Genomic DNA, 13,539 nt, shown 5'->3' on the forward strand with positions numbered 1-13,539 from the left:
GTATTTATTTTAAAAATTACAATTTTGTTGGTGGATTTTTTCACCATATTAATAATCTCGCCGAAAGTGTGATTTTAAAATACGACACAAATAATAAAAAGGAAATAAAAATGAAATCATTAAAAAAATATATCTCATATATTCTATATTTAAGCATAATGCTTATTGCAGGCTGTTCATTAACCAAAGACAATACATTTTTATATACTCACAAAAAAGTGATGAGAAAGCACACAGGTAAACCATCTGTATATTCTGCATATTATAACATGTACATGTTAAATGCCAGTAAGACTGCTGTAGTTAAAATTAAACGTGATCAATATGAATGTATGTATGGTGCCGGGCCAAAAGATGAGTTTACTTTATCTCGTTATGAGGAAAAACATTTCAATTTAGAAGATGATGATAATATATTTCATAATTGCAATGCATCAGCTAAATGGGTGACATGGAATATTGAATATGATGCACCAAACGGAGAACAAAAATATTGTAATGTAAAATTGCTGACTGACTATATCGATATGGAAGATGGATGGAGAACTTATTTTTATCCAACACCGGGGACAAACTGTCAGGTTCCGGTTAACTTTGTTTGTGATGATAGTGAGTCAAATTGTCGTGATGGTTATATCAGTCATGATTCGTCTGTAAACGATCTGGTTATAACCGAATGATTTATATATGAATTAAGATAATTTATATAGAATTGAGTTAGCACATTCTATATATCTAAACTCGACGATGATGAACACAAAACGATGATGGCACAGCCTGAAAACCTGTGCCATACTTATTCCGATTACCTATTCGTCGGAGTATCTTGCTATGTGTTATGCAAAATATTTAACCTGTCTTGGTATCAGTTGTCTGGTTTTCTCTTCTGCCATACAAGCCGAATCCCCCACATTTCAATTATCTCAGAATCAGCAAAAATACCTTCAACAACAAATTGATAAACAAGTTATCGATAAATCAGCCCTAAAAGATATAAATAAGTGGTCAGATGCTAAAAAAATCGCTGAATTTATTTGCCGTCCTTTTGCTTTACCGATTATTCAACAACTTCACAAAGATGCCGATAAAGTTTTCCTTGGTGATGTATCACCAGATAGCATCAAATTAGTGAGTTCCTCAGAATTAGTCGGGGCTGGTATGTATCGGACCGATAATGGCTGGAAAAATATTCAGTTCTCCTGCAAACTCGATGCAACCGGTAAACCACAATCCTTCAATTATGAAGACGCTAAAGTACCCAAATTACCAATGGGGCCGGGGCCTGTCGTTCCTCCGGATAAGGAAAAATAATGCGGTATGTGCTGTTTTTATTATTCCTGCTGTCGCCAATCAGCCTCGCAGCCAGCTTTGATTGTGCAAAAGCCAAAGCCCCTGATGAAAAGGCAATTTGTGCCAGCCAGAAGCTGAATGATTTGGATGTAGAGATGAGTGTGAAGTATCACTTCCTACACGGATTATTTGCAATGGGTGTATCAGGAGAGATGTATAATAGCCAGCAGGCATGGCTGAAACAGCGTCAGCAATGTGGAGCTAATATATCCTGCCTGACTAATAGTTATCGCCAACGAATTAACCAATTGGATACGCTTTATAACTCAATAGAGAAACCTATCTAAAATCAAATTTATTATTTAAAACTTTTTATTAAGCCAGCATTTAAATTTGCTGGCTTTTTATTTCCCCTGCCACTTAATTTATTCTGTCATTTAATTTTATTTTTTATTCTTATAACATCACTTCGCAGATCACTGATATAAAAAGAGCATTATTATTCAAAGAAAAATGCGGCTTTTAAATTTAACTCACGATATCTTATTCCCGTCTTTCAACAACAACTCCTTGGGACATCGGTATTACCCAATTACACTAATACTAATAAGGTGCTCATTATGACTAATCCATTATTAGATTTTTCTGGACTACCAAAATTCGCTTCTATTAAAGCAGAACATGTTGTGCCCGCGGTGAAAGAAATACTGGCTAAATATCGTCAGGTCATTGAGAAAGTGGTGAACGAAAATAGTCAATTTACCTGGGATAATTTATGTCAGCCAATCTCTGAGGCAAGGAATCAGTTTGAGCGCGTCTGGTCTCCTGTATCTCATCTCAATTCCGTCAAAAATACACCGGAATTCCGGGTGGCTTATGAACAATGCCTGCCAATGAATTCTGAGTTCTCGACCTGGATGGGTCAACACAAAGGGCTATATCAGGCTTATAAATCACTGAAAGAAAGTCCTGAGTTTGAAAAACTGTCTCAGCCACAGCGTAAGGCTGTAGAAGATAAGCTGCTTGATTTCACTCTATCCGGCATTGCATTACCGGAAGAGAAACAAAAACGCTACGGTGAAATCACGGCTCGCTTGTCTGAGCTGAGCGCCCGCTTCGGCAACAATGTGCTGGATGCCACAATGGGATGGACAAAGCTCGTCACCGATGTCTGCGATCTGTCTGGTTTACCTGAAAACATAAAAAGTTCAGCCAAAGCTGCCGCTAAAGCGAAAGACTTAAAAGGCTGGTTACTGACGCTGGATCCGCCAGTCTACAGTGCAGTGATGAACTATGCCGATGACTGTGAACTGCGTGAAGAAGTCTATACCGCTTATATGACCCGTGCTTCTGATCAGGGTATGAATGCCTGTAAGTGGGACAATAACCCGATTATGGAAGAAATTCTCGCGCTGCGTCATGAACTTGCTCTGCTGTTAGGTTTTAAAAACTACGCTGAAAATTCTCTCGCACCCAAAATGGCAAAGACAACAAAAGAAGTGCTCGATTTCTTAAACGGTCTGGTTGACCGTGCCCATGGACAGGGTGAAAGGGAGATGGAAGAACTTTGCGAGTTTGCCCAATCCCACTACTGTGTTGATGAGCTGGAAAGCTGGGATGTAAGGTATTACAGCGAAAAACAAAAACAGCACGATTTCTCTTTTGATGAAGAGCAACTGCGTGCTTACTTCCCGGAAAAACGCGCCATTGAAGGGCTGTTCGAAGTTGTTCGCCGCATTTATGGCATCACCACCAAAGAGCGCAACGATGTAGAAACCTGGAATTCTGATGTCCGTTTCTTTGAGCTTTATAATGATAAAGGGGAACTGCTTGGTAGTTTCTATATGGACCTCTATGCCCGCGCAGGTAAAAATGGCGGAGCATGGCAAAGCAGTTATGTTGACAGAATGCGCCTTGCTTCCGGCGAGTTGCAGAAACCCGTTGCTTTCATTAACTGTAACTTCAGTGGGCCTGCAGGCGGTAAACCCGCGCTGTTTACACATTCTGAAGTTTCAACGCTGTTCCACGAATTTGGACACGGCCTGCAAACACTGCTGACTACGATTGAAACTCTGGATGTTGCCGGTACTAACGGCGTACCGTGGGATACCGTAGAATGTCCGAGCCAGATTATGGAGAACTGGTGTTGGGAAGCGGAAGCACTGGAATTTATCTCAGGTCATTACGAGACAAATGCACCTCTGCCGAAAGAAATGCTGGATAATATGCTGGAAGCGAAAAATTATCAGGCGGCCATGAAGATGCTGCGTCAGTTGGAGTTTGGTCTGTTTGATTTCCGTTTACATGTTGAATATGACCCGGAAGAAGAGGATCAGATCCTGCCAATACTGGAGTCAGTGAAAGAACATGTTTCCGTCGTTCCGTCATCAGACTGGGAACGCTTCCCGAACTCTTTCAGCCATATCTTTAACGGTGGCTATGCAGCGGGCTATTACAGCTATATGTGGGCTGATGTACTGGCAGCAGATGCTTATTCACGCTTCTCTGAAGAAGGTATTTTCAACCGCACAACTGGTCAGTCATTCCTTGATGATTATCTGGGACGCGGTGGTTCAGAAGACCCTCTGACACTGTTTATCCGCTTCCGTGGTCGCGAACCAAAACTGGATGCACTGCTGAAAAGGCTAGGCATTACCGGATAATTATTTGTTTAATCAATAATAAGGCACTGATAATAGTGCCTTATTTCAGTTATGAATAAATATGATCCACACCCTATATTCAGATCACTATTATCAATGAGCCAGTACAGTCATCTGCTGGCTTTTTTTATGATGACTATTTTACCTGTGTTGTAACCAAAAACAGGTCGAATTGACTTCATCAATAAAATGTTACTATTGTGACAAAAAATACGAAATAATCCATATTTTTGCTACAATAGTAGCAAAAATAGCAATAGAGGTATTCGTATGTTTTCTCTCTACACCGCCTATGATGTGCAACATGAATTAAAAGATTTTATCAAGCGGCAACGGAAACAACAAAAATCATCTGTTGAAGAGTTAGCCAGCCGTTCCGGCGTACCGTATAGCACTATCAGAAAATTTGAGCGTACCGGTAATATTTCATTACGACAATTCCTCATGTTATTGGAAGCAGTGGACGGACTGCATCCCCTGCATGAACTCACCAAAGAACGTCCGCGTGAACCAACCACCATTGCTGAGGTACTGAAAATGCAGTAGCCATAACATCAGGCATTGAACTCACGCTATTTTATCCCCATCTATCCTCAATACCCCATAATGGGATATCAGGCTGAGAACAGCTTATACCCCTATACAAAGATAAGGCGCTCATTATGACTAACCCGTTACTGACATCTTCAGTATTGCCTAAGTTCGCTGACATTAAACCTGAACATGTCGTTCCTGCCGTAAAAGAAACGCTGGCAAACTACCGTCAGGTTATTGAGAAAATTTTAACTGAGAACTCCGCTTTTACCTGGGATAGTCTGTGCCAGCCGCTTTCTGAAGAGCAAGATAAACTTTCCCGTATGTGGTCGCCAGTCGGGCACCTGAATTCTGTCAAAAATAGCCCAGAGCTTCGTGAAGCCTATGAACAAAGCCTGCCTCTGCTCTCCGAATTCAGTACCTGGCTTGGGCAGCATAAAGGTCTATATCAGGCTTATAAGTCACTAAAAGAGAGTGAAATTTTTAATTCACTGTCCCAGCCACAACGCAAGTCTATCGAAGATACTCTGCGCGATTTTGAGTTATCCGGCATTGGTTTACCGGAAGAAAAACAGAAACGCTACGGTGAAATTGCAGCCCGTATGTCAGAGCTGGGTTCCCAGTTCGGCAATAACGTACTGGATGCCACGATGGGCTGGACGAAACTCATTACCGATGAAAACGATCTGGCTGGTTTACCTGAAAGTGCCAAAGCTGCTGCCAAAGCCGCCGCAGAAGCCAAAGAGAAGGAAGGCTGGTTACTGACGCTGAATATGCCAAGCTATCTTCCTGTCATGGCTTATGCTGATAACCGTGAACTGCGTCAGGAAATGTATTACGCCTACACGACTCGAGCATCCGATCAAGGACCAGATGCCGGGAAATGGGACAATAACGCGATTATGGCGGAAATGCTGGCATTACGTCATGAACTCGCTCAATTGCTGGGTTTCGCAAGCTATGCAGAAAAATCCCTTGCCACCAAAATGGCAAAAAATCCTCAGCAGGTACTCGATTTCCTGAATGATCTGGCTAACCGTGCGCATGGTCAGGGCAAGAAAGAGCTGGAAGAACTGACAAACTTTGCCCGTTCACATTACGGTGTTGATAAGCTGGAAGCCTGGGATGTGACCTACTATAGCGAAAAACAGAAACAGCATCATTTTTCCATTGATGATGAGCAACTGCGCCCTTATTTCCCTGAACAACGTGCCGTTGAAGGGTTGTTCGAAGTTGTTCGCCGCATTTATGGCATCACCGCCAAAGAGCGCAACGATGTAGAAACCTGGCATTCTGATGTTCGTTTCTTCGAACTGTATGATGAAAAAGGAGAACTGCGCGGTAGCTTCTATCTGGATCTCTATGCCCGTGAGCATAAGCGTGGCGGGGCATGGATGGATGACTGTGCTGGCAGAATGCGTTTTGCTTCCGGCGAATTGCAAAAACCAGTTGCTTACCTGACCTGTAATTTCAATAAACCAGTGGGTGACAAACCGGCTCTGTTTACTCACGATGAAGTGATAACGCTGTTCCATGAATTTGGTCACGGCCTGCACCATATGCTGACTGAAATCGAAACACTGGATGTTGCCGGCATTAACGGTGTTCCGTGGGATGCGGTAGAACAACCAAGTCAGTTTATGGAAAACTGGTGCTGGGAGCCGGAAGCACTGGCGTTTATCTCCGGTCACTACGAGACGAATGAGCCTCTGCCACAGGAAATGCTGGATAACATGCTGGCAGCGAAGAATTATCAGTCCGCGATGTTTATCCTGCGTCAGCTGGAGTTTGGTCTGTTCGATTTCCGCCTGCATGCTGAATATGATCCGGAAAAAGGCGCTCAAATACTGCCAACGCTGTACTCCGTGAAAGAACAGGTTTCTGTTGTACCATCACCAGAATGGAACCGTTTCCCTAACTCTTTCAGCCATATTTTTAATGGTGGTTATGCCGCAGGCTATTACAGCTATTTGTGGGCTGACGTACTGGCAGCAGATTCCTACTCCCGTTTCTCTGAGGAAGGTATTTTCAACCGTACAACCGGTCAGTCATTCCTCGACAATATCCTGTCCCGTGGCGGTTCTGAAGATCCAATGACGCTGTTCGTCCGCTTCCGTGGCCGCGAACCCAAACTGGATGCCATGCTGAAAAGCGCTGGGATCACGGGATAATTTGTGTGGAAACTCGCGTGAAAATTTGTTTGATTTGCGAACAGGGCGCTGATAGCAGCGCCTTATCTCATTTGGCGGAACGCTGGGATCTGGTACACGATGAAGATTCCGTTATGGCCTTGGTTCTGACCCCCGAACGGCTGGAATTGCGTAAACGCGATGAGCCGAAGCTGGGCGGAATTTATGTTGATTTCGTGACCGGAACAATGGCGCATCGCCGCCGCTTTGGTGGCGGGCGCGGTGAAGCCGTTGCGAAAGCAGTCGGCATCAAGAAAGATTATTTACCCACAGTTGTTGATGCCACAGCAGGGCTAGGAAGGGATGCTTTTGTTCTGGCCTCAATCGGTTGCCATGTCAGAATGCTGGAGCGCAATCCGGTCGTCGCAGCATTGCTGGATGACGGGCTACAACGTGGTTATCAGGATGAAGAAATCGGTGGATGGCTGAAGGAACGCATGACCTTAATCCACGCTTCAAGTATTACCGCCTTGACAGATATCACTCCGCAACCGGATGTGGTTTATCTTGACCCGATGTATCCGCATCGACAAAAAAGTGCTCTGGTCAAAAAAGAAATGCGTGTATTCCAGTCTCTCGTGGGTGCTGATGAAGATGCTGATGCGCTGTTAGAACCAGCCCGCGCTCTGGCAAAGCGCCGTGTTGTAGTGAAACGGCCTGATTACGCCGAACCAATGGCCGGAATTAAAGCATCCGCAGCTATCACTACCAAAAATCATCGGTTTGATATTTATCCTTGTTGATGACACACCGCCCTCATTAAATATATTTATTTTTCAGGTATTCATACCTGAAAAATAAATACGTAACAGTGATATTTAAAACAAGTAACAAAACTGTATATCAATCGTTATGACTGTTGTTTAGCATTCGTATAAATAACTAACTCTATACTCCGGAAGTCATCACTCGTTTAGATATGACATCTCATTTGAAAAATAAGGAGATACCATGAGCAAATTACAACGTGAAATAGCAGAAAATAAATCTCAAATAATCAATTCAGATAAAAATAAAACTCAGCGAAAAGAACTCGTTGATAGTCTATTAGATACAGTTTCCGGTGGCTGGGTGAATGCCTTTGGAAATTGGAGCAAGTCTCTATAATAAGCCTAAAACAAATAGGAGAGATGCGTTTATCTCTCCTATTTTATTCATGGAGATGTGACGATGGCGCTAATAAAAAATGAGAAGATTAAACATCTTGAAATAATTCTAAAAGTCAGTGAACGATGCAATATTAATTGTACTTACTGCTATGTATTTAATATGGGAAATACATTGGCTGCTGACAGTGCTCCAATTATATCTCTTGATAATATAGCGGCACTGAGAGGATTCTTTGAACGCTCTGTAATAGAAAACCATATTGAGGTGATTCAGGTCGATTTTCACGGTGGCGAACCACTGATGATGAAAAAAGAACGTTTCAATCAAATGTGTGAGATTCTCCGCGAGGGTAACTATGGTAATTCTCAGCTAGTTCTGGCATTACAGACCAATGGTATTCTGATTGATGATGAATGGATTGCTCTTTTTGAAAAACATCAGGTTCATGCAAGCATATCTATAGACGGACCAAAACACATTAATGATAGGCACCGATTAGATCGAAAAGGAAAAAGCACTTACGAAGGAACAGTTAATGGCTTACGTATGCTGCAAAATGCGTGGGCACAAGGACGTATTCCGGCAGAACCAGGAATTCTCTCTGTGGCAAATGCTAACGCAAATGGAGGAGAAATTTATCATCACTTCTCAAAAGAGCTCAAATGCCAGCGTTTCGATTTCCTCATACCTGATGATCAACATGCTGATAGCACTGACGCCGAGGGTATTGGCCGATTCCTCAATGAGGCGCTTGACGCTTGGTTTGCTGACGGTCAACCAAATATTTTTGTCAGGATCTTTAACACATACCTCGGTACAATGCTTAATAGCCAGTTTCACCGTGTTATAGGCATAAGTGCCAATGTTGAATCGGTTTATGCTTTCACTGTAACGTCTGATGGTCTGCTACGTATTGATGACACCCTGCGATCAACCTCAGATAAAATATTTAATCCCATTGGTCATGTCAGAGAATTAACTCTCTCAAGCGTGCTCGAATCAACTAATGCTAAAGAATATTCTTCACTGAATAGCGAATTACCTGAAGATTGCAATGACTGTATATGGAGTAAAATCTGTCATGGTGGTCGTCTGGTTAACCGTTTTTCACCAACCAATCGCTTTCATAATAAAACCGTTTTCTGTCCATCCATGCGGGTTTTTCTCAGTCGCGCTGCATCACACCTGATTGAGGCTGGTGTTAGTGAAGAAACAATAATAGAAAATATCCAAAATAAAAATAGCGAATTCCAACAATGATAAGATTTAACTCTTGGTTATCTATTCTGTCATTTTTTGCCTTAGCCATTTTATCAAATAATTCCGTCGCTAATAATTCCATTGATAATTTAGAAAAACCTATAACTCTAAAGCTGAACTTTGATAAATATTCCGTTCCCTATTCAACATTTATTATTGATGGACAACCAGTATATGCAATGATTGATACAGGCTCTTCTATGGGGTTTTATCTTTACGAATCTCAGATAAAGAAAATTAAAGGACTCAAAAAAGAAAGTATTTATTACAGTACAGATTTAACCGGTAAGGTTCAGAAAAATATAAAATATTCAGTCAGCTCCTTAAACGTAAACAATATAGAATTTAAAAACGTGAGCATTACTCCATTTAAACCGTGGGGACTGCTAGTTTACAAAAAAGGAAATTTACCCGATAAACCTGTTGTGGGTCTTGATGCTTTCAAAGATAAACAGATAATATTAGATTACATCTCTAATTCACTCACAATAACAAATAGCGTTACCGATAAAAACAAGCCACCAAAAGGGTTTAAAGAACTTCCTTTCCAGAGATCTTCCAGTGGAATGGTTTTTGATGTCGAGCTATCTGGTCATAAATACCACCTGATCCTGGATACCGGTGCCACCGTATCTATGATATGGCGTGAAAGACTTAAAACCTATACGCCAACAAGTTGCCTCATGGTTAATCCGGAAATGGATAATAAAGGATGTGAAGCCGCAATGCTTACAGTTAAATCAGTAACCGGAAAAGCAGAACAGTTCGGGGCTGTAATTGTTGACGGACATTTTCAGCATATGGAAAAAGTTGATGGCCTTATCGGAAACAGTTTTCTCCGAAACCGAAAATTAATCATAGATTTTAAAAATAAAAGGGTCTTTTTTTCCGATGAGCACAGAAAAGCATGAAAACTCCATCTATCGTGCCGAAGCTCTGCAACATAAACAGGAGGGATGGCTTGGCGTATCTTATCTGGATATTCCATCCAGCCTCTCCATTTGTATTCTGACAGGCATGCTGACTGTTGCTTTTATTGTTTCAATCATCATATTCGGCTCTTATAGCGAAAGAGTTAATGCCACCGGTAATGTCATTTATGATCCTCCGGCTGTGTCACTCATTGCGCAAAGCAATGGCATAATTATTAATTCAGTCGCTTCAGAAAAGAAACTCATTAAGCAAGGTGAAGTTATTTTTTCTGTGAGTGATGAAACTGAAACTAATCTCGGTGCTACCAAATTTGAAATAGAAGAGAGTTTGAAAAAACAACAGAATATTCTGTTGAAAAAAATGAATATTATCACCACCGAAGCTGATGAAAATAAAACTTACTTTATTGAGAGAATAAAAAATAAAGAACAGGAAATAAATGGTTTAAATATCCTGATAAAAAATTCGGAAGAACAGAGGAAATGGTTCGAAAAAAAATCCGGCTTATATGAGCAGTTACGTAAAAAAGGCCTTGCACGTGATTCTGAATTTATTGACAGGAAGAAGGATTATTATTCAGCCATAGTAAATCTCTCGTCTGCAAGGGTAAAAATAATTACCCTGCAAGGAGAGTTGCTGGATTTGAAAAATAAAATATCAGCCACTGACAGGGAGTCGGATTCAGCAAAAAAATTAATTACAGCTGAAATCGCAGGCATAAAACAAAAGATTCTGAATATAGAAAGGCAAAGAGAATATCTGATTGTCGCACCATTTAATGGAAAGATAACCAGTGTGACAGCCCATAAAGGTGAGAGAGTAAAAGCAGGCCAGCAAGTCGCCGTCATCGTTCCTCTGGCTGCAAGGCCAAAAATTGAACTACTTTCTTCATCCGATTCTCTCGGCGAAGTGGCTGATGGACAACAGGTAAAGATGAGGATAGCAGCGTATCCATATCAGTGGTATGGAAAGGTTGCAGGAGTCATCGATACAATCTCAGAAGCCCCCGTCAATATTCCCCCATCAACTCAGACCAATAGTGAAGGTAAAGCACTTTTCCGCATAACGGTACGGCCAGTTATGACAGAACAACAAAAATCACTCTCTCTTCTGCCGGGTATGAAAGTAGAGACAGAGATATATGTAAGAACCAGAAAGAATTACGAATGGCTCTTTATGCCAGTGAAGAGGGTATATGAAAGAATATGTGACAACACACAATAAGGATACACAATATAAAATCAGTAGCTTTTTCGAGTTTTTCACTAAAAAACTACCTGTAATCATGCAAACGGAGGTGACCGAGTGCGGATTAGCCTGTTTAGCCATGATTGCAAGCTGGCACGAACGGGAAACGGATGTTTACAGCATGAGGAAAATTTTCGATGTATCAAACAACGGCATGTCATTAAGACAACTCATCACAGTAGCAGATAGAATAAATATGAATGCCAGAGCCATACGCCTTGATCTCGAAGAACTCAGAAACGTCAGGCTTCCATGTATTCTGCACTGGTCCTTTAATCATTTCGTCGTGCTAAAAAAAATCACAAAGAAAAACGCCGTCATCCATGATCCTGCCTTAGGGAAAAAAATCATTTCCCTAAAAGAATTGTCAAATAAATTCACGGGAATAGTTCTGGAAGTATGGCCACGGTCTGATTTTAAAAAGGAAAAAGTGAGTGAAAGTATCACTATCACAGATATGTTCCGGGGTGTAGCTAACCTTAAAATCACGCTGCTAAAAATCATTCTGATATCACTTTTTATTGAAGGGCTAGCTCTCTCAATTCCCCTCAGTTCTCAATTTATTATTGATATTGTTTTGCGATCCAGTGACTTCGAAATGCTGAATCTGATTGTTATTGGCGTTATTTTTCTACTTATTCTCCGCTCTGCACTCAGCATTATCCGGGCCTGGACCCTGATGGCGATGCGCTATTCTTTGGGAATACAGTGGAGTATAGGCTTTTTCAATCAGTTGCTGAGCCTTCCGTTAACATTCTTTGAAAAGCGTCATGTAGGAGATATAGCGTCCCGGCTGACATCACTCAATGAAATTAAAGAAGCCTTCACCGCAGAAATGCTGACTTCCTTGCTTGATGTACTCATTCTACTAACACTGATAACACTAATGTTTTGTTACAGCGCGCTTCTGGCTCTTAATTCCCTGCTCATTATCTTTATTTATCTCAGCGTGAAACTTGCCCTCTATAACACATACAAAAGTGCCCGTGTTGAGGCTATTCACAATGAAGCATTACAGTCATCACATTTCCTTGAAACAGTAAGAAATGTGGCATGTGTCAAAGTCTTTTCCCTGACAGAAAATCGGCGTATGACATGGCTTAATAAAGTTATTAACACAGCTAATGCCAGAGCTCATTTATTCAAGATAGATCTTATAAACCAAACCCTGTCAGGGTTTCTCACCGGGCTCTCATCAGCAACAATTTTGTTTTTTGGTGGCGAGCTAATGGAACATGGAATAATAACAACAGGGACTCTGTTTGCTTTTATGCTCTACGCTGATATGTTCCTTACCCGCTCTATTAAAGTGATCAATTCACTTTTTAATTTTCGCCTTATATCAATACATTCAGATCGCCTAACGGACGTTGCAACCGCAGAAACGGAGGACGCTTGGTATTCAAAAAACTTAGTTCCGCTGGAGGCTGTAGAAGGTCGGATAACGCTAAATAATCTCTCCTATCGTTACGGTGAAGCTGAACCCTTTATTTTTAAAGATATCAATCTGGAAATTAATGCAGGTGAGAACATCGCAATTATCGGGCCGTCGGGTTGTGGTAAATCCACTCTTCTCAGAATAATGGCGGGCTTAGCCATTCCCCAATCAGGAGGTGTATTGATTGATGGAACCAGCATACGACAGATTGGTATTGACGAATATCGGCGACATACTGCATTTGTGATGCAGGAAGACAAACTTTTTGCGGCCTCTCTGATGGATAATATTTCCTCTTTTGATCCTCAGCCCGATCTTGAATGGATGTATGAGTGTGCCAAAGCAGCAGCAATACATAACGAAATTATAGCTATGCCAATGCAGTACGAAACAATGATAGGTGATATGGGAAGTATTCTTTCAGGAGGACAAAAGCAGCGCGTATCTCTGGCCCGAGCTCTTTATAAGCGCCCGCGGATCCTTTTTCTTGATGAAGCAACGAGTGACCTCGATGTATTTAATGAACGAAAAATCAATAACGCTATAAAACAGATGCCCATTACACGCATTTTTGTAGCACATCGGCCTGAAACGATTGCCGCCGCAGATAGAATATACAATCTAAAAGACAAAACTTTTACGGAATTTTCCAGAGCCGGCACTGTTTTATTCTGATTGTACTTGAGATTCAAAAAAATAAGCCCCATTCAACATGGGGTTTATACCCAATGAATTTCAAGATGCATCGCGGCGGCAAGGGAAATCATCCCCGGGAGCATAGATAACCGTATGTTTATAAAAACGGTGACCGGGGTGAGCGAGCAAAGCCAACAAAGAGGCAACTTGAAAGACGAAGGGTATATTCGCCAAAAGA

General features: G+C 41.5%; 12 protein-coding genes. All 12 read left to right on the plus strand.

The features are described from left to right. On the plus strand, nucleotides 1-680 hold a 680-nt coding region (locus tag AACX68_RS17965), incomplete at its 5' end, for a hypothetical protein (RefSeq protein WP_228858163.1). Between the two features lie 151 nt (nucleotides 681-831). After that, nucleotides 832-1,311: a hypothetical protein gene (locus AACX68_RS17970; RefSeq protein WP_228858164.1), complete on the plus strand. Its 480-nt coding sequence runs from the start codon at nucleotides 832-834 to the stop codon at nucleotides 1,309-1,311. Further along, entirely contained in the window at nucleotides 1,311-1,637 is a 327-nt protein-coding gene (locus tag AACX68_RS17975) for a lysozyme inhibitor LprI family protein (RefSeq protein ID WP_228858165.1), read from the plus strand. The genes AACX68_RS17970 and AACX68_RS17975 overlap by 1 nt, the downstream gene beginning before the upstream one ends. A gap of 273 nt (nucleotides 1,638-1,910) precedes the next feature. Then, the gene (gene prlC, locus AACX68_RS17980) at nucleotides 1,911-3,953 is read left to right on the plus strand and encodes an oligopeptidase A (RefSeq protein WP_228858166.1); all 2,043 of its coding nucleotides are present in this window, start codon (nucleotides 1,911-1,913) and stop codon (nucleotides 3,951-3,953) included. 270 nt (nucleotides 3,954-4,223) lie between these two features. Continuing rightward, nucleotides 4,224-4,499 (plus strand): helix-turn-helix domain-containing protein, encoded by a 276-nt coding sequence (locus AACX68_RS17985; RefSeq protein ID WP_228858167.1) that lies wholly within the window; start codon nucleotides 4,224-4,226, stop codon nucleotides 4,497-4,499. A gap of 116 nt (nucleotides 4,500-4,615) precedes the next feature. Further along, nucleotides 4,616-6,658 (plus strand): oligopeptidase A, encoded by a 2,043-nt coding sequence (gene prlC / locus AACX68_RS17990; protein WP_228858168.1) that lies wholly within the window; start codon nucleotides 4,616-4,618, stop codon nucleotides 6,656-6,658. A 17-nt stretch (nucleotides 6,659-6,675) separates the two neighbouring features. Then, nucleotides 6,676-7,419 carry a 16S rRNA (guanine(1516)-N(2))-methyltransferase RsmJ gene (gene rsmJ / locus AACX68_RS17995; RefSeq protein ID WP_228858169.1) on the plus strand — a complete coding sequence of 248 codons (744 nt, stop codon included), beginning with the start codon at nucleotides 6,676-6,678 and terminating at the stop codon, nucleotides 7,417-7,419. 208 nt (nucleotides 7,420-7,627) lie between these two features. Further along, nucleotides 7,628-7,783: a XyeA family cyclophane-containing RiPP triceptide gene (gene xyeA / locus AACX68_RS18000; RefSeq protein WP_099111011.1), complete on the plus strand. Its 156-nt coding sequence runs from the start codon at nucleotides 7,628-7,630 to the stop codon at nucleotides 7,781-7,783. 63 nt (nucleotides 7,784-7,846) lie between these two features. Then, nucleotides 7,847-9,046, plus strand: a complete 1,200-nt coding sequence (gene xyeB, locus AACX68_RS18005; RefSeq protein WP_228858170.1) for a cyclophane-forming radical SAM/SPASM peptide maturase XyeB — start codon at nucleotides 7,847-7,849, stop codon at nucleotides 9,044-9,046. Next, nucleotides 9,043-9,957, plus strand: a complete 915-nt coding sequence (locus AACX68_RS18010; RefSeq protein WP_228858171.1) for a hypothetical protein — start codon at nucleotides 9,043-9,045, stop codon at nucleotides 9,955-9,957. Before xyeB ends, AACX68_RS18010 begins: the two co-directional genes overlap by 4 nt. Next, a complete protein-coding gene (locus tag AACX68_RS18015; RefSeq protein ID WP_228858172.1) occupies nucleotides 9,938-11,203 on the plus strand; it encodes an HlyD family secretion protein in 1,266 nt (421 codons plus the stop codon). The genes AACX68_RS18010 and AACX68_RS18015 overlap by 20 nt, the downstream gene beginning before the upstream one ends. After that, nucleotides 11,175-13,340, plus strand: coding sequence for a peptidase domain-containing ABC transporter (locus tag AACX68_RS18020; protein ID WP_228858173.1), 2,166 nt, complete (start codon nucleotides 11,175-11,177; stop codon nucleotides 13,338-13,340). The genes AACX68_RS18015 and AACX68_RS18020 overlap by 29 nt, the downstream gene beginning before the upstream one ends. Nucleotides 13,341-13,539: the final 199 nt, after the last annotated feature.

The sequence above is a fragment of the Xenorhabdus sp. PB61.4 genome, from assembly GCF_963894935.1.
GTDB lineage: Bacteria > Pseudomonadota > Gammaproteobacteria > Enterobacterales > Enterobacteriaceae > Xenorhabdus > Xenorhabdus stockiae.

What these genes read in the sequence shown, in the direction of transcription:
- AACX68_RS17970 (WP_228858164.1), top strand. Translation starts at nt 832, where the DNA reads ATGTGTTATGCAAAATATTTAACCTGTCTTGGTATCAGTTGTCTGGTT.
- AACX68_RS17975 (WP_228858165.1), top strand. Translation starts at nt 1,311, where the DNA reads ATGCGGTATGTGCTGTTTTTATTATTCCTGCTGTCGCCAATCAGCCTC.
- prlC (WP_228858166.1), top strand. Translation starts at nt 1,911, where the DNA reads ATGACTAATCCATTATTAGATTTTTCTGGACTACCAAAATTCGCTTCT.
- AACX68_RS17985 (WP_228858167.1), top strand. Translation starts at nt 4,224, where the DNA reads ATGTTTTCTCTCTACACCGCCTATGATGTGCAACATGAATTAAAAGAT.
- prlC (WP_228858168.1), top strand. Translation starts at nt 4,616, where the DNA reads ATGACTAACCCGTTACTGACATCTTCAGTATTGCCTAAGTTCGCTGAC.
- xyeA (WP_099111011.1), top strand. Translation starts at nt 7,628, where the DNA reads ATGAGCAAATTACAACGTGAAATAGCAGAAAATAAATCTCAAATAATC.
- xyeB (WP_228858170.1), top strand. Translation starts at nt 7,847, where the DNA reads ATGGCGCTAATAAAAAATGAGAAGATTAAACATCTTGAAATAATTCTA.
- AACX68_RS18010 (WP_228858171.1), top strand. Translation starts at nt 9,043, where the DNA reads ATGATAAGATTTAACTCTTGGTTATCTATTCTGTCATTTTTTGCCTTA.
- AACX68_RS18015 (WP_228858172.1), top strand. Translation starts at nt 9,938, where the DNA reads ATGAGCACAGAAAAGCATGAAAACTCCATCTATCGTGCCGAAGCTCTG.
- AACX68_RS18020 (WP_228858173.1), top strand. Translation starts at nt 11,175, where the DNA reads ATGAAAGAATATGTGACAACACACAATAAGGATACACAATATAAAATC.